This is a genomic window from Fodinicola feengrottensis, assembly GCF_039530045.1.
Classification (GTDB): Bacteria; Actinomycetota; Actinomycetes; order Mycobacteriales; family HKI-0501; genus Fodinicola; species Fodinicola feengrottensis.
In genome coordinates, this window is record NZ_BAAANY010000009.1 from 61,801 (window position 1) to 81,096 (window position 19,296).

The window sequence follows — 19,296 nt, forward strand, 5'->3', positions numbered from 1 at the left end:
TTCTCATCCGCCGATGGGCGTAGGTATGCCTAGTCGCGTACGCCCCCTCTAGGCACCCGTCTAGGTATGCCCTGAGCTGCGAAGATAGACATCGACACCCGATGCTCCAGGCCGCCGTCCACACCAGAATTGGAGTCACAAGGACGGAAGCGAAACAAGGAGCACACCATGTATCTGCACTCGGGAATGATCTCCGCACTGGCCATCGAGCGGCAGCGGGAACTGGTCGCGGACGCTGAGCGGTCGCACCTGCTGAGCGCGGCCCGGCGGGCCCGCAAGGCGCGGTCCACCACCAAGGTGGCCACCGGCGGGCGTGCCGCCGATACGCTGGGAGGGTGCGGCCCAAGCGCAATGCCAGTCCGATGATGATCGGGCGCGATCGCGAGCTGCGTCAGCTGACGCAGCTCGCGTCGTCTCCGCGCCCGGAAGTGGCCCTGGTCGCCGGCGAGCCGGGCATCGGCAAGACCCGGCTGATCCAGGAGTTCCTGGCCAAGGTGCCGGCCGGCACGGTCGCGCTGGTCGGCCGGGCCGAGCCGGATTCGCTGGCCAGACCGTACGAGCTGCTGCTGGACGCCGTCAGCCTCGCCGACGACGACCCGCAGCTGCAGGCCCTCACCGACCCGGCCCGGAGCCCGGTCGAGCGGCTGCACACCGGCATCGACCTGGTCGACCGACTGGTCGGCGACGCGCCGGCGGTGATCGTCTTCGACGACCTGCACTGGGCCGACTCGGAAAGCGCGGCGCTGTTCGAGCGGCTCGCGGACCGGACCGGCTCGCAGCTGCTGGTTGGCACGTACCGGCCGGACGAGGTCACCAGCCGGCATCCGGTGGCCGCACTGCTGGCCCGCCTCGAGCGCCGGCACGAGGTGGCGCATCTGCGCCTGGGCCGGCTGACCGAGGCGGACACCGGCGCGATGCTGGCCGCCGTCACCGGCAAACCGGTGTCCTTCCGCGTTGTCGCTTCGCTTTACCGCCGTACGGGCGGAAATCCGTTCTTCCTTGAGGAGTTGCTTCGCGCGCACTCCGACATCGACCTTGAGACGCTCTGCGAGTCGCCGCTGCCGTGGAGCCTCACCGAGGTGCTCCGCCAGCAGGTGGACGACCTCGACCCGGACCGGCTGCGGATCGTCGAGGCGGCCGCGGTGCTCGGCCACCGGGTGCCGTTCGACCTGCTCGCGGCCGTCACCGGCGCCAGCGAGCAGCAGCTCATCGAGGTGCTGCGCGAGCTGGTCACTCGCGGTCTACTGATCGAGTCAACCGAGGACGAGTTCACCTTTCGGCACGCACTCGTACGGGAGGCCCTGACCGGCCAGATGCTCGGCCGGCAGCGCCGGCGGCTGCACGAGGCCGCCCTGGACGCGCTGCTCGCCGGCACGGTCGGCGGCGCCACCGACGCGGCCGACCCGGCGCTGGTCGCGCACCACGCGGAGGCCGCCGGCCGGTACGACGACATGATCGCGGCGGCCCGGAAGGGCACCGCTGTCTACCTCGCGATCGGCTCGGCGTACCAGGCCCTCCAGCTCGCCGAGATGGCGCTGGACGAGGTCGGCGACGACACTGAGCTGCTGGCCGCCGCGGCCCGGGCGGCCTGGCTGGCCGGCCTCGGCGACGACGCCACCGCGTACGCCTGCCGATGGCGGGACAGCGCGGACCGGGCGGAGGAACGGGCAGAGGCGCTCTACCTACTCATGCGGCTGTCGTGGGAGTCCGACGACCTCGCCGACATGGAACGCTTCACCGACGACATCGAAGCCCTGCTCGACGAGCTGCCCGGACCCGACCGCGCGCAGGCGATGACGGTGTTGTCGCAGTCCCTGACCCTCCGGGACCTGCCCGATGCGGCCATCGAGTGGGCCGACCGGGCGCTTGTACTGGCCGAGCAGCTCGACCTTCGCCGAGTCCAGCTCACCGCCCAGGTGGAGAAGGGATCGGCGCTCGGTGACCGGCCGGTCACCGCGCAGGACGGTCGCCAGCTGTTGGCTGGGCTGCTCGACGAGGTGGAGAAACTCGGCGAATGGGTGCTCGCGGCCCGGGCCCTGAACATGCTGGTGCAGATCCCGCTCGCGTCCGTCACCGAACAGGCCGAGCTGCTGGAACGGATGCGGATCGACGCCGAACGCGCCGGCTACGAATGGCTCGCGGTCGCCTCGTACTACCAAGGCCTCGCCCGGCTCGCTCTCAAAGACGGCGACCTCGACGCGGCCATCGACGCGCTGCTGGAAGGCCGGGCCCGCAACCGCGTCTATCGCCGGCGCGGCCGACGGTCGGACTTTCACCTGGTTTTCCTCGCCGGCCTCAGCCTGGAAGCCGGCGACCTGCAGCGGGCCAGCGATCTCATCGAGGAAGTCGAGGCGCTGCGGGTCCGGATGCCGGTCGCCTTGCCTGGACTGACTTTCCACCTGGCCTGCCGACAGAATCGGCTGGCGGACGCCGACCGGCTGCTCACCGTGGTGCTCGACGACCTCGAAGAACAGCCCTGGCGGTCCGGGTCACAGGCCCACGACCTGGTGTCGGCCGCACTGTTCGGCGGGCTGCCGCTGCCGCGCGTACGAGAGTTGGTCGCCGAGTCGTTGACGCCGGACGTCTGGGACGACTGGCGCACCTTGGTGGAAGCGCAGGCAGCCGAAGCCGCCGGCGTGACCGCGGATGTCCTTACGGCGTACAGATCCGTCACCAAAGCCGTCATCCTGCCCAACGCCGTCCTGGCCACCGCCCACACCGGCGCGGCCCGCTGCCTGCACGCCCTCGGCCGAAACGCCGAAGCCGCCCCGCACGTGGAGGCTGCCGCCGAGCTGCTCGAACAGTGGCGCGGCTGGCGAGTCGATCAGCTCGAACAGGTGCGTACGCAACTGGGCCTGGCACCCCGCTCCGGCGAACGCGCGGTCACCGGCGCGGACGCCCTCACCCCTCGCGAGCGGGAGGTGGCGCTCCTGATCGCGGCCGGCCTCACCAACAGCGAACTGGCCCGCAAGCTCTACATCTCACCGAAAACCGCAGCCGTCCACGTATCGAACATCCTGCACAAACTGGGCCTGTCGTCCCGTACCGAGGTCGTCAGCGCCCTCGGCAAGGACTGACCGGACATCCACGACGTTCAGCGGCGGCGGGGGAACTTCGCGCGGATGGCGTCGATGTTGGTTTGGCGGCCGGTGGGGCCGCCGAAGCGGAGCACGTCATAGCCGGTGTACGCGGGTGCGAGAACGTCGAGCTGGTCCACCCAGTCATGCAGTTGGTCCAGCCAGGCGGTGGAGCGTGGCTGGGGGTCGGCCACCGCGTCCTGGATCGCTCCCACCAGCTCGCCCTTGCGCTGGATGGTCCACGGGGTGACCGAATGCAGGCACACATACTGCCCGCTCAAATACGCCTGCCACTCCTCGCGGCCAGTCACCGGATCGGCGAACTGGCGGACGAACCAGCTGCGCAGGTTGTCCAGGCCGAGCTGGTCGGCGAGGCCGAACAGGTCCCGGTGGAACATCTCGGTGCCGTCCGAGCGCAGGTAGCTGGGCAACGGCAGCCGGTAGGACAGCATGTCCGCCCGGACCGCGTCCGGGTCGAGCCCGTGACCGGCCGCCAGCTCCTCCAGCGACGCGTATTCAAAGTCGACATACCGGTCGTCGGCGGGGGTCATCGGATGGTCTCCGTTGATCTCCCGGAAGCGCCGGGCGACCGCGGCACGCAGGTCGTGGTGGAAGCGGGCGGTCGGGCTCGGCTCAGTGCTGACGCTCATGCAGAGACAGTACGACCCGGGTCTGACAGTTCTGGCTCCATTGCGATCACCCGGCCAAGATAAGCCTCCAGGGTAGCCGCGGACGAGGTCACCAAACCGACATAGCCGTCGGGCCGTACGAGCACCGAGGTGCCGGCGGGCACGTCGTACGCGCGCGCTGCGTGACCGTAGGCATCGAAAATTCCGGAGCCGATCTCGTACGATTCCACCGCCGAGTTGTCTGGGGCGGCCGAGCCGAAGCGCAGCAGGGTCCAATGCGGGCCGACGAAGAGTTCGAAAAGCCGTACCGGTCGCCCATCGGCGTCCAGGCAAGGCGCATCCGGCGCCCGATCGCCGGCCACCAAACCGGTCGCGTTGGACCGGTCGTCGACCGCGAGTGGGCCTTGCCGATAGCTGAGCCCCAGCTGCTGAGTCTCCTCGCCGCGCTGGTTGGCATCGGCGTCGCCGTCCAGGTGCTTCTTCAGCAGTGTCGTGGAGACCCCGAGGACCTGCTCCGCGACCGGCACCCGCTCAGCCTCATAGCTGTCCAGCAGCTCCGCGGGCGCGCCGCCGAGCACCGCGGCGAGCTTCCAGCCCAGGTTGTAGCCGTCCTGGATCCCGGTGTTCAAGCCTTGCCCACCGGTCGGCGGGTGGACGTGCGCCGCGTCGCCGGCCAGGAAGACCCGGCCGTCCCGGAACCGCTCGGCCATCCGGATGTTCGGCCGCCACAGCGTGATCCAGGTCAGGTCGTGCAGCCGGATATCGGTACGGCCGGAAGCCTTCTCCAGCGTGCGCTGCAGATAGTCCAGGCTGAGGTCGGGCTCCTCGCCGGCAACACCCTGGGTCGCGATCACGTAGTGGTCCGGGCCGCTCGCGAGCGGGGTGAACCCAAAGAAGGCGCGGCCGTCGTCCAGCATCCAGCCGTGCCCGAGGTCGTGGTTCAGGCCATCGGTGCGTACGTCCGCGAGCAGCATCCGGACCTGCTCGTCGGTTTCCCCGACAAAGGAGATGCCGAGTGTCTTGCGGACGACGCTGCGCCCGCCATCGGCGCCGACCAGGTAACTGACCCGTACGACCTCGGCCCCGCCGTCCCGCTCCAGCGTCGCGGTCACCCCGGTGGTGGCGTCCTGCTCGAAGCCGACCAGGGCGGTGCTGAGCTCGACCCGCACGCCCAGGTCCGCCAGCCGCTCGCGGAGGATCTGCTCGGTCCGCCACTGCGGCACGAACCAGGCGTTCGGATACGGCACGTCCGGCCGCGGGTCGACCGGCTCGGCCATCCGGCCCTCCCAGGTGACCTCGTCGCCGGCGTACATCCGCATCAGCGGCGCCCCGATCCCGGACTGGCGGATCTGGTCCAGGACCCCGAGGTCTTCGAGAACCTCCTGCGTACGCGGCTGCATCCCGTCGCCGCGGGAGCCGACCGAGAACTGGTCGGCCCGGTCGACGATCCGTACGGCCACGCCCCGGCGGGCCAGCTCGATGGCGGCGGTCAGCCCGGTCGGCCCCGCTCCGGCGATCAGCACCTCTGCGTTCATGACAACCCCTTTCGAATGAATTATGATTCAGTGAATCTGAATTCAGAATGCCTCGACTGCTAGCGTGCTGTCAAGGAGGGCGACCCGCGAAAATGTCCGAACAGCTGGCGACCGGCGGCCGCAAGGCGAAGGCGGCCGAGACCGAGACCGCACTGAAGGCAGCCGCCTGCCGGGTGTTCGCCCGGCAGGGCTACCTGAACACCAAGATCACCGACATCACCGCCGAGGCCGGCCGCGCCGCCGGCTCGTTCTACAACCACTTCAACGGCAAGGAAGAGCTGCTCAAAGCCTTGTTGAAGGACATGCTGGAGGCCGGCGACGAGGCCGTTTTCGAACCCGGCTCAAGACACAGCTCGGATTTCACCGACCGGGCCGCGGTGCGCTGGCATGTGGCCGCTTTCTGGCAGTTCTTCCGGACGAACATGGTCGTCTTGACCGCGTTGCGGCAGGCTTCGCTGGTCAACGCCGAGTTCGGCGCGCAGCTCCAGGAGCTGATGACCGACGACCAGAACCACATGTCCAGTCACCTGGAGTTCATCACCCGCGCTGGCCGACAGCTCCCCGGCTCGACCGACCTGACCCTGGCCGCGATGAGCTCACTGCTGGACGCCTTCAGCCTGCGATGGCAGATGAGCGACGGAAAACCGACCGGCCGCGCGGTCTCGGACGACGAAGTCATCGAGACGCTGACCGCCTTCCTTTTCAGGGCCCTCAACGGCTCCGACTGATCTCGCCCTCGCGCTACCTCGCGTGCCGGCTGGAGCCACCGGCCGCACCTGCCGTCGTACGTATCCCTGACGGACTAATCTCGGTGCCGATGCATGAGTACGCCGCTGCCGCCGACCTGACGTCCTCGTGGCGACAGCCGGAGTGGCTGCTGATCGCGGTGGCCGCCGCCGCCGCTGTCTGCGTCCTCTGGGACCGGGTCTGGCGGGTCGCCCGGAACGTGGTGACGATCGCCCACGAAGGCGGCCACGCACTGGTCGCGCTACTGACCGGCCGGCAGCTCAGCGGCATCCGGCTGCACTCGGACACCTCCGGCCTGACCTTGTCCGCCGGCCAGCCGGAAGGGCCGGGGATGGTGGCCACCGCGGCCGCCGGCTACCTGGCGGCGCCGCTGGTGGGCACAGTGGTGGCCGGCCTGGTCAGCCTCGGCCAGGCGACCCGGGTGATGTGGATCGGCGCCGCGATCCTGCTGACAATGCTTGTCCTCGTACGTAACGCATATGGCGCATTGTCGCTGGTGCTGACCGCCGTCGCCCTGCTTGCCGTGTCGCTGCTGACACCACCAGCCCTGCATGCCGCGATCGGCGGCGGCCTCAGCTGCTTCCTGCTCTTCGCCGGCCCGCGGACGCTGGTCGAGCTGCACCGGCAGCGCCGAAACCAGTTCATCCAGTCACCACACCTGCGCGACCTGCGTGTTCAGTCCGACGTGGACCAGCTGGCCCGGCTCACCGGGCTGTCCGTCGGGATCTGGCTGACCATCATGGCCACCGCGATGGCCGCCGCGATCGTGCTCAGCGTCGGCGCCCTGCTGGTCAGCGCGACACCCTGACCTGCTGTTTCAGCCTCCGCCGGAAAACCGGCGGACCAGCTCGGTGCGGGACCGGATCGACAGCTTCCGGTAGACCGAGCCGAGGTGCGTCTCGACCGTACGGACGCTGACGAAGAGCTCGGCGGCGATCTCTCTGTTCGAGTGACCGGTCGCGACCAAGTCCACAATGCGTTGTTCGGCGCGGGTCAGACCGGTGTTGCCGCGAGCCGGTTCGATGCGGTCCAGCTCGGCGGCCGCGAGGGCCACGAACGGCACGGCACCCAGCTCGGTGAAACAGTCCAGCGCGGCCTGGAGCGACTTCCGGGCCTGCTGTTTGGTCCGCCGGCGGCGCTGCACCTGGCCGAGCGCGAGCAAACTCCGACCGCGTTCCAGCGGCAGTTGCGACTCCTCGTGCGCGCGTACGGCCTGCTCAAGAAGCTCCTGCGCGGCGTCCAAGTCGCCCTCCGCTGCGCGCACCAGACCCTCGATGCGAAGCCCAACGCCCAGCACCGTCGGCCGGCCGCCGCGCTCGCCGAGGGCCCGTTGTTCGGCGGCCAGCTCGGCGGCCTCAGCCAGTCGGCCGGTGGCGACCAGCGCCTGCCCGAGATCGCCTTCCAGCCGGTGCCGCCGGCCCGGCTCGTGGATGCCCTCGGAGCGGGCCATTCGCAGTGCGACGCCGAGAACGTCGACAGCCTCCTCGGGTTCGCCGTCGACCAGCGCGGCGAGGCCAAGGACCTGGCGGTGGACGATCGCCTTGACGTCGACGACGCCGTCACTCTTCTCGTCGGCCAGCTCCTTGGCCACCAACGCCCGCGCGCTCGCGATGTCACCGGTGAGGACGTAGAGCAGCCCACGCACGCCATAAAGCACTGTGGGCCGGCCCGAACTGACGTCGACATGCTCCAACCCACGCTCGGCCGCCTCGATCGCCTGCTGATAACGGCCGGCCCAACACTCGGACAGCGCGAGATGCCCGTACGTCACCGCCAGGGTGAACTCGTCCCCTTCCAGCTGAGCCTGGGTGACCGCCTCACGCATCGCCCGGGAGCATGCTTCGACCTCGTCGACGACCTTCAGCCAGATCTTCCGCGCGTAACTCGCCCGCTGGGTGATCGGCACCCAGGGCAGCTGCCGCTCAGCCGCTTCGGCACGGTCCAGTAGATCGGCCGAGATGCCGTCAGCCGCGTCCAGCCGGGCCAACGACAGGTACGTGAGCGCGATCGCCAGCACTCGGGGATCCGGCTGTCCGCCGAGCTCGTCGAACATCGCCAGCGCCCGCTCGGCCAACGTGACCCGGTCGGTGCCGCGCCCGTCGCCCACGTCCGCGCCCACCGCGTATGCGGTGGCCAGCAGATACGGGTCCTGGTCAGCGTCGTCGATCGTCTCTCGGACCAGCTCGGCGGCAGCGCGCGGCCCATGCACCCAATAGGTCGTCTCAACCAGCAACGGCAGCATCCGGCGGCGTACCAGTGAGGCTGGACGCGCGGCGTAGACGGCGACCAGATGATCGTGTGCCCGCTGGGTGTGGCCGATGGAGAACAGCAGTTCGGCGGCCTCCAGCCGACGCTGTTCCAAGGCCTCGGTCTGCCGCTGTGGGGTGTGCCGTACGGCCAGCTCGGACAGTTCGGCAGCCGCTGAGGTCGCTCCCCTCAGCTTCGCCGCGCGTACGCCCGCGTCCAGTGCGGTGAGCAGTTCCGGGGCGCTGTTGTTGGCGGCCAGAACCAGATGTCGCGCATGCTGTTCCGGATCGTCGACCACCCCGGCGAGGCGCCGGTGCAGCGCCACCCGCGCGCCCGGCAGTAACGAGCCCAACGCGGCCGAGCCGAGCAGCGGGTGCGCCGGCCGCAGCCGCCCCTCCGACTCGGCTATCACGCCGGCCGCGATCGCCTCGTCGATGGCCGTACCAGCGCCGTCGGCGCCACCCGGCTTCACATCCATCGCCCGGCAGGCCAGGTCGGTAGTGGGATGGGACAGCGCCGACACCACCAGTAGGGCGTCTCGGACCGGCCCGCTGAGTGCCGCCAGCCGGCCTGCCACCAGCGCGGTCAGCGACTCGGGCACCGGCAGGTCGCCGTCACCAGCACGCTCCCCCACACCGTCGCGGGCCAGCGCGGCGGCCACTTCCAGCGACCAGAACGGGTTGCCCGCGGTGCGGTCCACCAGCGCGGCGAGCACGCTCCTGGGTAGCTGATGACCCAGCCGCGCGGTCAGCAGCCGGTCGATGACCGGCGTGGCCAACGGCCGCAGCCGGATGACTTCGCGTACGTCCGCGGGCAGCGACGAGAAGACCAGGCCGGTCCGGTCCTGGTCGCCGGCCACCTCGGCCTCGGTCGCGGTCGGCGACCAGGCGGTCGCCCCACCGGGCAGCCGGGCGGCGGCCAGCAACCGGACCTTCTCGGTGCCCGGCCGGCGCAGCGCGAAGGCCAGCGCCTCGACGCTGACCCGGTCGATCCACTGCAGGTCATCCACCGCGACCAGCACCGGCCCATGTGCGCTGAGCAGCCGCAACGCGCCCAGCACCGCGACCGAGACCTCCCGCTGGCCGGTCGGCACGGCACCCGGGGCGCGGCGCAGCAACGCCACCTCCAGCGGTTCCCGCTGCACCGACGGCAGCTCCGGGAGCAGCTCGTCGGCGACCTTCTCGAACAGGTCGGTGAGTCCCGCGTACGACAGCGCGGTCTCGGCCTCGCTGCCGGTCGCGGACAGGACCGTGTAGCCGCAGCGGTAGGCCTCGGCCAGCCCTGCCAACCAGACCGAGGACTTGCCTATCCCGGCCTCGCCCTCCAACAGCACCGCACGCAGTTGACCGGTGTCAAAGAGGCCGGCCACCGTTTCCAGCTCGCGCTCACGGCCCCAGGGACCGTGATCGTCCCAGCGGCGGTCAGCAACGGCTTCGGCATCCACGCAGCTATCCTGCCAGCCGGTCGCGACCGGCTGACACCTTGCGGAACCGCATCACACCTGCCCCGATATGCGCTGCTCCCGGGCGCCTGGGGCGGCAAGAGAACGGCTTCCGCGGACCCTTTCAGGCAGCACAGAAGCCCGGATTACGTCAATAATCCCGCCCCTTGAGGTTCAAGTGACTACCCTAAGGGGCACAAATCGCAACCGGCCGCAGGTCAGGCCACCCCGGTCAGGACCTGCAGGCTGTGAATCGAGAAGTTCAGCGTGTTGCCGGGCTGCAGGGTGGTGTCCGGGTCTCCGTTGCAGTTGGTGTTGTCGTAGAGGAAAACAGTCGCGTCGAGGGCATTGGTGACGTCGGTGTTCTGCGGGAAGTCCTTGCCCAGCTGATAGCAGAGCGGCGCCGGGTTCGTCTTCGACCAGACGACAGCGCCGTCCTTCTTGATGGTCAGCGTCCCGGTGGCCGCCGAGGCTGGCGCGGCGATCGCCACCGCGCACAACAAGACGGCCCCGACAGCAGCCACCCGAGTGGTGGTTGAGCGTACGAATCCCATGGCAAGGCTCCGCTCGAAATCGATTTACAACGTGAGTAAATGCTGACCGAGTGGAGCTACCAGGTCAAGGCTGACGGCCGGATGCGGCTGCTTTAGAGGGCCGGGTGCGATCGGTCGTACGAGGCACGGATCTCCGGCAGCAGCTCGCGGCCGATCCGCACCGCGGTCTGCCGGTCGAACATCCAGCGCCCGTCCCGAGTGATCACGCTGCCGCGCGAGTAGACCGCCCAGAGCCCGTGCCCGCGAGCAGACACGACTACCGCGTGGAAATCCGATGCCGGGTGGTCGGCGGGCAACGCGCGAAGCGTGAACTGAGTCGCCTCGGCGAGCAGTTCGTCGGCGTTGATGGAAGCCAGATCATCCTGCACATACGCGGTCATGGTGGCGCTCTCCTGCGGAACGGTGAAACGGTGGGCCCGGACAGCGGACGCCGAGTGGCGCGCCGGACGGGACGGCAGCAAGGACGGATGGATGTCCCGACGTGCCGGAAACGAGGGGTCCGGGTGGGGACCTCGGCCACGCCGGTGCAGTGTCACCGACCGTGGCGCAGATCACCACTCTAGCCCGCTGACCAAGGTAGCCGCATCTGGTTATGCGTGCCGCCCATTCCGTGGGGGCGCCTTCCCTCAACGGACTGGGCGGCTATATCGTACGAATGCCCGCGATCTGGACAATCGGGCGTCGCCGGTGTTGCCGGGTGAACCACGCCGTCACCCGGCCACCGGCGATCTGACTTCGCGTAGCGCCGCGAAGGCCGGTGTCACTCGGGCCAGCTCGCCGAGCATGTCGTCGGCGGAGGCATCCAAAGCCGCCGATGTAACCAGCTCACCTTCGGCGTTCAGCACCTGCCGCAGGTGCAGGATCACGCCGCCGACCGGCACCATTCCGAGTCCCAGCAGCACCGGCTTGATCATGTGGGCGGCCCGCATGCCACCCGAGCTCATGCCGTAGCTGACCAGCCCGACCGGCTTGTCCTTCCATTCGTACAGCAGGTAGTCGAGCGCGTTCTTCAGCGGCGCGGTGAAACCGCCGTTGTATTCGGGCATCACGAAAACGATCGCGTCCGCCTCGCTGACGATCTCACTCCAGCGCCTGGTGTGCTCGTGCACGTAAATCCCGGTCGCCGCGAATTCGGGCTCGTCCAGCAGCGGCAGGCCCACCTCGGCCAAGTCCACCAGCCGGACCTCGAACTCGCCGTCGGCGACGGCCCTATCCACAAACCAGTTCGCGACCTGCGGGCCAACCCGGCCCGGGCGAGTGCTGGCGACAACGACATGCAGCCGAAACTTCTTTTCGCTTGTTGACATGTCATCAATCTAGCACGTGTTTGTGACATGTCAACAACATGGCTAGGCTGCGGGCATGAGCGAAACGCGGTGGCTGACCGGGCCGGAACAGCGAGCCTGGCGCGGCTACCGCCGGATGCGGGCACTGCTGGATCTCCAGATCACCCGCGACCTGATCCAGGACGGGCTGTCCGACGGCGACTACGACGTGCTGACCGGTCTCTCCGAGACCCCCGGCCAGCGGCTCCGGCTGACCGAGCTGGCGACCTTGATGCACTGGTCCACCAGCCGGCTGTCGCACCAGGTCTCACGCATGCAGCGACGCGGCCTGGTGGACCGCGAAGAGGTGGCCGCCGACGGGCGGGGCGCGGAGGTGGTGCTCACCGCTGCGGGCCTGGCGACCATCGAGGCGGCCGCACCGGCGCATGTGTCGTCCGTACGGGAGCACTTCATCGACCTGTTGACGGCCGAGCAGCTGAAGGTGCTGGCCGAGCTCACCGAGACGGTCGTTGACCACCTGTCAGCGGCGAAGTAGTCCCAATATTCGGGACGCAAAGGTGTGATTTTCCCGACTTGCGAGGGCCGTCGGGTTGGCCCGTACAAGCGACGACTCCGGAGGGCAGCCGCGCACCTCCGGAGTCATCAACGCTTGTTGGCAAAACGCTAATGGCGAGGAAATCCGGGGTCAGAGAAGGTGACCCACCCCTGCCAGCCGATCGGAATCAGCGAGCGTAGAACTCAACGACCAACTGCTCGTCGCAGATCACCGGGATCTGCTCACGCTTGGGCTCCGCGACCAGCTGGACCTTCAGGTTCTTCAGGTCAGCGGACAGGTAGCCCGGAGTCACCGCGGCGGCCCAGGTGCCCTCGGACGCGGCCACGAACGGAGGCTTGGTACGGCTCCGCTCCACCACGCCGATGATGTCACCCAGCTCCACCTGGTACGACGGGCGGTCGATCCGCCGGCCGTTCACGGTGATGTGGCGGTGCACGACCATCTGCCGGGCCTGGTAGATGGTCCGGGCGAGGCCCGACCGCAACACCACGGCGTCCAGTCGACGCTCCAGGCGTACGACCAGGTTCTCACCGGTCTTACCTGGCCGCCGGCGAGCCTCCTGGAAGGCACGCTCCAGCTGGGCTTCCTGGATGTTGTACTGCGCCCGCAGCCGCTGCTTCTCACGAAGACGCAGACCGTAGTCGGACGGGTTGCGACGGGCGCGCCCGTGCACACCCGGCGGGTACGGACGAGCTTCGAAATACCGCACGCATTTGGGCGTCAGCGGGATCCCGAGGGCTCGGCTGAGTCGCGCCTTGGGGCGAGACCGGTTCACAACTTCCTCCTCATCAATTAGGTTTGCCTAACCTAAGCGTTTAGGAGGGCGGATGGAAGCCGTGACAGGTCCAAGCGCGGCAGAGCGCGCCAGAACACTGGCTGCTGGTGTCGTCAACGGAGTGCTGTTCCTCCCACGCGTTGACAACGGCACAAGCGGTGAGACCGCTGGGCGGCGCCACACCACGACGTTCCGGGTCCAACATCTGACCGATCTCGATGGCCAGATGCTCCTCCTGGTAGAAGATGGTACGGCCTTGCACTCCCAACTGGAGAATCAGCTCCGGGTTCAGGCCCTCGCGGACGTTCCAGGGGTGCTGGACGTGCTCGACGTCCCGCCTGGCCAACTGTGCCTGCCGCGGGCCCGGCTGTGCGTGGTGGGCTGGGCCGAGCCCCTTGCCCGCCAGGATCAACGCGCGGCCGCCGACGACGCGGCGGCGGCTCGGCCGGTCGGTGCGCTGCTGGACATTGGCCGTGGTTGGAGCCTCTACCGCTTCGACGTGGCTGAGATCAGGATCACCACCGCCGCTGGTACGGCACTGGTCAGCGCGGCCGACTTCGCCTCGGCCGTACCGGACCCGCTGTATGAGGGCGAGGACGAGATCGTCGAGCACCTGGAGACGTACCACCGGGACCGGCTGATCGCGTACGCGCTGCAACAGCTGCCTTCGCCGGCCGCCCGCGACCTGCACGAGGTGTCGGTGGCCGGGCTCGACCGCTACGGGATGGACCTGCTGTGTGGAGTCGGCGCCGCCCACCAGCGGCTGCGCGCCAGCTTCGACGCCGCGGTCGCCGACCCGGACGGGCTGGCCCGGCAGCTCTGCCTGCTGCTGGGCTGCCCCTGCGGCGACACCGAAGTGGTCGGCACCGTCCACCAGCACCGCCGGCGGAGCCGATGACCGCCATGTCTCTTGCGTCGCTCGTCGATTCGGCGTCGCTCGACGCGGCGGCCGAGCGGGTGCACCGCGCGCACGTACGCCTTGCCGCCTTGCTGGAAGCGGATCCCGCCGACCTGCCGTGCGCTGCCATCGGCGAGGCCTGCCAGGAGCTGCATGCCGCTGAGCAGTGTTACCTCGACCTTCGCCTCTCTCAGTAGCCGCCTTTTTGTCCGTATATATACGTTGGACGCACATATGAGGGCCGTGCTGCGCGTACAGAGAGTCACAGGGACGTCGGTGCGTGGAGCGGCGGTGGATTTGGCACAGTCAGGTCATGGTTGACATGTTGCCGCGTACCGTCGCGGAGGCCTGCCGGGCCGAGGCCGCGGGACAGGCGCTGAAGTTCCTGTTCTTCTGGGGCCACCAGCCGGCTCCCGACGGCCGGGTCACGGCGAGCTGCCTGAGCCAGTGGTGGGAAGCGGATTTCACGGTGGACGGCGTCACATACCGGTCAGCGGAGCACTTCATGATGGCCAGCAAGGCCATGCTCTTCGACGACTCGGCGGCAGCTGACCGGATCCTGGCCGCCTCGCATCCCAACGACGCCAAAAAACTCGGCCGCGAGGTCCGAGGCTTCGACGAGGACACCTGGAACAAGCACCGCTTCGACATCGTCGTCCGCGCGAACGCGGCGAAGTTCGGCCAGCACCCGGACCTGAGTGGTTTCCTGCTCAGCACCGAGAAACGCCTCATCGTCGAAGCCAGCCCGGTGGACCGGGTCTGGGGCATCGGCCTCACCGCGCAGGACGAGCGCGCCCAACGCCCGTCGACCTGGCGCGGACTCAACCTGCTCGGCTTCGCCCTGATAGACGTACGCACCCAGCTGGCTTAGCCGCGACACGCCGTAGCGGCGCGAAATTGTCGTAGGTGTCTGTTTTTCTTTCCCCCTCCCTTTGAACGGGCGGGGGGTGGGTTGAGAGGTGGACCTTAATTTTTAGTTGAACATTGGTCCTCAAACCCGCCCCCCACCCGTCACTGGGTGGGGGCAAATCTGCCGGAGGGGTACGACAGTTTCGCGCCGCTACGGCGTGTCGGGCGTGGGACTTCGGCTGGCTGGAGAAGTCGTGACAGGAGCGACGGCTAGGACGCGAGGAGGCGGCTGGCGATGAAGCGGAGTTCGGCGGTGGCCCGCTCGATGGGCAGCTCAGGCTGTACGAGATGGCTGAGGGTCAGCCGGACCAGCGCGTCCACCGCGATCTCCAGCTGGTCGTCGGGCATCCGTACCACGAACTCGGCCCGCAGCTGGGTCAGGATGGCGTCCACCGCGCGGGCCAGCACCGGCTGTGGCCGGGTGGTCAGCATCGGCAGCAGGTCGTTGGCCTCGCCGTGGGCGGACGCGAGGATCGCCTTCAACAGCGGATCATCGGCGGCCGCCCGCAGGGTGAATTCGGCCGCCGCGGTGAAAGCCAGCAGCACGTCGTCCCGGTGCGCGGACAGCTGCTCAGCCACCCCGACCAGGAAACGGTCGGTCTGCTGGATGATCAGCGCCTCGGCCAACGCGGGCTTGCCACCGAGTTCGTTGTAGACGCTCTGCCGGCTCACTCCGGCACGAGCGGCCACCTGCCCCATCGTGACGCCGTCCCAACCACGGTCGCAGGTCAACTCGGCGGCGGCCGCGAGCAGCCGGTCCCGCAACGGCGGGTTGCTGTCGTACGGCATCACGGTCACCCGGCTATTTTACCTTTTGGTCCAGGCCCGCATCGGCCGTCGCCCGAATCAGCCGCCCCAGCGCCTCATCGAGGCCGACCTCGGGGGTGTCCGAGCGCCACCCGACGAACCGATCCGGCCGTACGAGCACCGCCCCGTCCGCCGGCAACTGGCAGCTCGACAGCCATTCACCAGTCACTCGTACGGACCGCACACGTGGATCGGCCGATTCCTCGCTTTCAGCTCCCGTGAACAGCACCCAGTCAGACCCAACCAAGTCCAATGTGGACTGTTGTTTTTCGCTGTCCAACCACAGATGCGGCATTCGGGTACCGGCGCGGCCAGTCAGTTCCAGGCGATCCATCGGAGCCGGCGGGCGACCGTCGGCGATCACGGCGCCATCTTCGTACTGAAATCCGGCGTAAAGCGCCAGCGGATGAACGAATGCCGGTCCGTTGCGCTGCCACGCGGAACCATCTCGCAGTCCGCCGGTGCGCAGACTCGACTGTTCAGCGGCCAGATAGCCAGCCGGGTAGCGCTCCGAATGATAGGTGTCCAGCAATGCGGGCGCGGCTTTGCCGTTGAGTACGAAAGCGAGTTTCCAGCTCAGGTTGTCCACGTCCTGGATGCCGGTGTTGGCGCCGAGCGCCGCGTACGGTGTCATGACATGCGCCGCGTCGCCGGCGAGGAATATCCGGCCGTCGCCGAACCGGTCGGCCACTCGCATCGTCGGCTCCCATTCCAACTCGCTCAGAATGTCGATTTCCAGGCCGGCCACGCCAATGCTGCGCGGAATCAGCTCCTTCCATTCGTCGATCGGACGCTTTCCACCTGAGGTACTGAAAATCCAGCGCTGGGCACCGTCGACGGAGACAAACCCGCCCGGCAACCAGTCGTTCAAGATCTCGCAGACGTTGAATTCCCGGCCTCGTACGACTTCGCGCAGGTCGGCGCGGAAGAATACGTTCACGGCCCGACCGAGGGCGCCCGAGCCGGAGCGCGAAATGCCAAGCGCTTCCCGTACCGGGGAATGCGCCCCATCGGCGGCGATCAGATAGTCAGCCCGTACGACATAGTGCCGGTCCCCAACCTGGTCACGAATCTGTGCTGTGACGCCATTCTCATCCTGCTCGAACCTCGTCAGCTCGGCATTGAAACGGATGTCCACACCACGTTCTTCGGCCAGGTTTCTCAACACTGGCTCCAGAAGATCCTGCGAGCAGAGCACCGACTGACAGGGCGTGCTGGCGAACATCGCCGACAGGTCTCCCGGTGGGATCATCGGCAGTTCTTCGGACTCCACGATGGTCGGACCACTGCGCATCGCCTGAAAGGAGGCGAGCCCCTTGGCCGCGTCAGCGATCTCGGCCTCCAGGCCGATCCGCCGATAGACCTCCATCGACCGGAAGTTGATCCGCCGGGCCTTGGGTTGGTCGGACGTCTCGGCGCGCCGCTCGACCAGGATCGGCCGCAAGCCATGATGCCGCAGCAACAGGGCGGCGGTGAGTCCAACCAGGCCGCCGCCGACTATCAGTACCTGGGTTTCTTCCATTCAGTAGCACCTCTCTTTCGGCGTGTACGACGTACACGTGATGTACAACGTACACGCCCGCGTACGATGTACACAAGGAAGGTGGCAGCACATGAGCGGACTGATCTGGGACCAGCCGGAACCGGCCGGCGGCGGGCCCACGCTCAGTCGCGCGCACATCGTCCGGCGGGCCCTGACCGTCGCCGACGCGGAAGGCGTCGAGGCGCTCACGATGCGCCGGATCGCCACTGAACTGGGGTCTTCGACACCGATGTCGCTCTACCGCTACGTCGGCAACAAGGACGGGTTGATCGACCTGGTCCTGGACGAGGTGTACGGGCAGGTGAAGCTGCCGAAGCAGCGACCAGCCGACTGGCGGACCACCCTGCGCGTGCTCGGCCGCGCGACTTTCGCGGTGATGCAACACCATCCGTGGTTCGCCGCGTTGTCACACAGCCGGCCGCCGTTCGGGCCGAACGCGTTGCGCCGGATCGAGTTCGGGCTGAGCGCCTTCGAGGGCATGGACGTGCCGTACGAGAGCGCGATCAGCTATGTCTCGCTAGTGGACGGCCTGTGCCTGGGCACCGCACTGCAGGCGAACGAGGAATCCAAGATGCGCCGCCAGCGGGGCATCTTGGACGACGACAAACTGCGCGCGCTCGCCGAGCCATTGCACAAGACGAGAATCGCCACTGGGTTGTATCCGCACTACGCGGGGTGGATCACCAGCGGCGGGCGGTGGGACCCGCGGGTGAATTTCGACTTCATGCTCGACTGCCTGCTGGACGGTCTGGCCCAGCGCGTCAACGGCTCCTGAACACCGCGTTACCGCCTCAAGGGGCGGCTGGCGCTGGATCGCGGCGGCCGCCGTACGAGGCAATCAGCGCGTCGACGACGGTCGATGCGTCCGCCTCGGCTTCGGCCGCCGGATATTCCGGCAACAGGTCGTCCCAGACGACCAGCCACGAGCCATAAAGCTGCGCCTGTCCTTCCGGTCGAGCGAAGAACCAGACGTGCAGATGCGCGCCGCCATCGCCGATGCGATAAACGTGGCAGCGCGCGATGTGTGGCAGGGCTTCCACATGGCGTGCCAGGTGAGTCGTCAACACGCCAAGTTCAGCCGCGAGTTCGTCAGGCAGATCCGCCAGATCATAGTGATCTCGCGGATGCAGCATGATCGCCAGCGGCACGCCGACCTTCTTGATCCGGGTGAGCCGCCACCGGTCGTGGAACCAGATTCCTTCGTCCCGTCTGGCACATGCCTGGCAGTCCGCTGGGTCCTCGCCGTGCCGGCCCGGCTCAGGCAATACTGGCTGGCGCAGCGGCGCGACGCGCAGGCCGTCCGCGTCGAATGGGCAGATCTCCCAGTCGGTCATCCGCGCCAATGGAAGCCTACGGTCGTCATCCGCCGCGGTGATCGCGTGGTCATAGAACTCTTCAGGTCGTAGGACCACTACGTGACTCGATTCGTCATTTTGGCTTTCACCGAGGTACGACGGTGAAGCGGCGGTTGGCCAGCGCCGGGTTTTTCGCTCGTACGGCCTCGATCCGATCCGCTGACACGTCGCCGAAGGTGATGCCGGGGGCCTCCCCCAGCGCCGACACGGCCACCCCCATCGGGTCAACGAGCATGCTGTTTCCGCAGCACAGCGGCGGGGTTTGGCCGGCGGCGGCGAGGTAGACGGTGTTCTCGATGGCGCGTGCTCGTACGAGCGTGTCCCAGTGCGCCTCCTTCCGCGGCCCCGCCATCCACGCGGCCGGCAACGCGACCACCTGCGCGCCCGCGTCGACCACCTTCCGGAAAGCCTCGGGAAAGCGCAGGTCATAGCAGGTCAGCGCGCTGACGGTGACGCCTTCGACGATGAACAGCAGCGGGTCGGCGTGGTCTCCGGGCCGGACCTGGTCGGACTCGCGGAAACCGAAGGCGTCGTAGAGGTGCAGCTTGCGGTACGTGCCGAGAAGGTTGCCGTCCGGGCCGAGCGCCACCAAGGTGTTGAACACCCGATCCTCGCCGGGGACGGTCTCGGATCCGCCGTAGAGCAGCGAAATCCCGTGTTGACGGGCCAACTCCGCGACCGCCGTCGCGAACGGTCCGTCGACCGGTTCAGCGGCCGCGATGAACTGCTCATCCGGGGTGCGTTGGGTGAACATCGCGACTTCGGGGAAGATCACCAGCCGGGCGCCGCCGTCCGCGGCGGCGGCAGTGAGCTCGTCGATGACCTTGAGGTTGGCTTCCTTGTCGGCTTCGGCCGAGAACTGTGCCAGTGCGAGGCGCATGAAAGTCCTTTCAGATCGCCGAAGCTACGTGGACACCTACCGATGATGCCTGACAGA

At 68.2% G+C, this 19,296-nt stretch carries 20 protein-coding genes; 9 read left to right on the forward strand and 11 right to left on the reverse strand.

Going from position 1 to position 19,296, the window contains the following annotated elements; all coding sequences use genetic code 11:
• Window positions 1-168 precede the first annotated feature (168 nt).
• Both ABD301_RS12840 and ABD301_RS12845 read left to right on the forward strand, forming a co-directional pair.
• Window positions 169-366, forward strand: a complete 198-nt coding sequence (locus ABD301_RS12840; RefSeq protein ID WP_344310155.1) for a hypothetical protein — start codon at window positions 169-171, stop codon at window positions 364-366.
• On the forward strand, window positions 336-3,077 hold the full coding sequence (locus ABD301_RS12845; protein ID WP_344310157.1) for a helix-turn-helix transcriptional regulator: 2,742 nt from the start codon (window positions 336-338) through the stop codon (window positions 3,075-3,077). Before ABD301_RS12840 ends, ABD301_RS12845 begins: the two co-directional genes overlap by 31 nt.
• A gap of 17 nt (window positions 3,078-3,094) precedes the next feature.
• On the opposite strand, the gene ABD301_RS12850 is transcribed toward ABD301_RS12845, so the two are convergent.
• A complete protein-coding gene (locus ABD301_RS12850; RefSeq protein WP_344310159.1) occupies window positions 3,095-3,727 on the reverse strand; it encodes a DUF6058 family natural product biosynthesis protein in 633 nt (210 codons plus the stop codon).
• Complete coding sequence (locus ABD301_RS12855; protein ID WP_344310161.1) at window positions 3,724-5,241, reverse strand: FAD-dependent oxidoreductase; 1,518 nt, start codon at window positions 5,239-5,241, stop codon at window positions 3,724-3,726. The genes ABD301_RS12850 and ABD301_RS12855 overlap by 4 nt, the downstream gene beginning before the upstream one ends.
• Before the next feature lie 92 nt (window positions 5,242-5,333).
• On the opposite strand from ABD301_RS12855, the gene ABD301_RS12860 reads away from it, so the two are divergent.
• Both ABD301_RS12860 and ABD301_RS12865 read left to right on the forward strand, forming a co-directional pair.
• Window positions 5,334-5,969, forward strand: a complete 636-nt coding sequence (locus ABD301_RS12860) for a TetR/AcrR family transcriptional regulator (RefSeq protein WP_344310163.1) — start codon at window positions 5,334-5,336, stop codon at window positions 5,967-5,969.
• 89 nt (window positions 5,970-6,058) lie between these two features.
• Window positions 6,059-6,796 (forward strand): M50 family metallopeptidase, encoded by a 738-nt coding sequence (locus tag ABD301_RS12865; protein WP_344310165.1) that lies wholly within the window; start codon window positions 6,059-6,061, stop codon window positions 6,794-6,796.
• A gap of 9 nt (window positions 6,797-6,805) precedes the next feature.
• On the opposite strand, the gene ABD301_RS12870 is transcribed toward ABD301_RS12865, so the two are convergent.
• The 4 genes from ABD301_RS12870 to ABD301_RS12885 form a co-directional block, all read right to left on the reverse strand.
• Window positions 6,806-9,679 carry an ATP-binding protein gene (locus tag ABD301_RS12870; protein WP_344310167.1) on the reverse strand — a complete coding sequence of 958 codons (2,874 nt, stop codon included), beginning with the start codon at window positions 9,677-9,679 and terminating at the stop codon, window positions 6,806-6,808.
• Between the two features lie 215 nt (window positions 9,680-9,894).
• Window positions 9,895-10,230, reverse strand: a complete 336-nt coding sequence (locus tag ABD301_RS12875; RefSeq protein ID WP_344310169.1) for a hypothetical protein — start codon at window positions 10,228-10,230, stop codon at window positions 9,895-9,897.
• Window positions 10,231-10,322: 92 nt separating this feature from the next.
• Entirely contained in the window at window positions 10,323-10,610 is a 288-nt protein-coding gene (locus ABD301_RS12880) for a hypothetical protein (RefSeq protein WP_344310171.1), read from the reverse strand.
• A 330-nt stretch (window positions 10,611-10,940) separates the two neighbouring features.
• The gene (locus ABD301_RS12885) at window positions 10,941-11,537 is read right to left on the reverse strand and encodes an NADPH-dependent FMN reductase (protein ID WP_344310173.1); all 597 of its coding nucleotides are present in this window, start codon (window positions 11,535-11,537) and stop codon (window positions 10,941-10,943) included.
• A 55-nt stretch (window positions 11,538-11,592) separates the two neighbouring features.
• Between ABD301_RS12885 and ABD301_RS12890 the strand changes: the two genes are divergently transcribed.
• A complete protein-coding gene (locus tag ABD301_RS12890; protein WP_344310175.1) occupies window positions 11,593-12,051 on the forward strand; it encodes a MarR family winged helix-turn-helix transcriptional regulator in 459 nt (152 codons plus the stop codon).
• A 187-nt stretch (window positions 12,052-12,238) separates the two neighbouring features.
• Here the strand turns inward: ABD301_RS12890 and rpsD are convergent, their stop codons facing one another.
• On the reverse strand, window positions 12,239-12,847 hold the full coding sequence (rpsD, locus tag ABD301_RS12895) for a 30S ribosomal protein S4 (RefSeq protein ID WP_344310177.1): 609 nt from the start codon (window positions 12,845-12,847) through the stop codon (window positions 12,239-12,241).
• 52 nt (window positions 12,848-12,899) lie between these two features.
• On the opposite strand from rpsD, the gene ABD301_RS12900 reads away from it, so the two are divergent.
• From ABD301_RS12900 to ybiA, 3 genes are all read left to right on the forward strand, one after another.
• The gene (locus tag ABD301_RS12900; RefSeq protein ID WP_344310179.1) at window positions 12,900-13,745 is read left to right on the forward strand and encodes a DUF2470 domain-containing protein; all 846 of its coding nucleotides are present in this window, start codon (window positions 12,900-12,902) and stop codon (window positions 13,743-13,745) included.
• Window positions 13,742-13,942 carry a hypothetical protein gene (locus ABD301_RS12905; protein ID WP_344310181.1) on the forward strand — a complete coding sequence of 67 codons (201 nt, stop codon included), beginning with the start codon at window positions 13,742-13,744 and terminating at the stop codon, window positions 13,940-13,942. Before ABD301_RS12900 ends, ABD301_RS12905 begins: the two co-directional genes overlap by 4 nt.
• 116 nt (window positions 13,943-14,058) lie before the next feature.
• Window positions 14,059-14,616, forward strand: a complete 558-nt coding sequence (ybiA, locus tag ABD301_RS12910) for a riboflavin biosynthesis intermediates N-glycosidase (RefSeq protein WP_344310183.1) — start codon at window positions 14,059-14,061, stop codon at window positions 14,614-14,616.
• 248 nt (window positions 14,617-14,864) lie between these two features.
• On the opposite strand, the gene ABD301_RS12915 is transcribed toward ybiA, so the two are convergent.
• Both ABD301_RS12915 and ABD301_RS12920 read right to left on the reverse strand, forming a co-directional pair.
• Window positions 14,865-15,443, reverse strand: a complete 579-nt coding sequence (locus tag ABD301_RS12915) for a TetR/AcrR family transcriptional regulator (protein ID WP_344311127.1) — start codon at window positions 15,441-15,443, stop codon at window positions 14,865-14,867.
• A gap of 13 nt (window positions 15,444-15,456) precedes the next feature.
• A complete protein-coding gene (locus ABD301_RS12920; RefSeq protein ID WP_344310185.1) occupies window positions 15,457-16,983 on the reverse strand; it encodes an FAD-dependent monooxygenase in 1,527 nt (508 codons plus the stop codon).
• A gap of 91 nt (window positions 16,984-17,074) precedes the next feature.
• On the opposite strand from ABD301_RS12920, the gene ABD301_RS12925 reads away from it, so the two are divergent.
• Complete coding sequence (locus tag ABD301_RS12925) at window positions 17,075-17,779, forward strand: TetR/AcrR family transcriptional regulator (RefSeq protein ID WP_344310187.1); 705 nt, start codon at window positions 17,075-17,077, stop codon at window positions 17,777-17,779.
• A 16-nt stretch (window positions 17,780-17,795) separates the two neighbouring features.
• Here the strand turns inward: ABD301_RS12925 and ABD301_RS12930 are convergent, their stop codons facing one another.
• Together ABD301_RS12930 and ABD301_RS12935 are read right to left on the reverse strand one after the other, a co-directional pair.
• Window positions 17,796-18,338 carry an HIT family protein gene (locus ABD301_RS12930; protein WP_344310189.1) on the reverse strand — a complete coding sequence of 181 codons (543 nt, stop codon included), beginning with the start codon at window positions 18,336-18,338 and terminating at the stop codon, window positions 17,796-17,798.
• 106 nt (window positions 18,339-18,444) lie between these two features.
• Window positions 18,445-19,239 carry a carbon-nitrogen hydrolase family protein gene (locus ABD301_RS12935; protein WP_344310191.1) on the reverse strand — a complete coding sequence of 265 codons (795 nt, stop codon included), beginning with the start codon at window positions 19,237-19,239 and terminating at the stop codon, window positions 18,445-18,447.
• Window positions 19,240-19,296 lie beyond the last annotated feature (57 nt).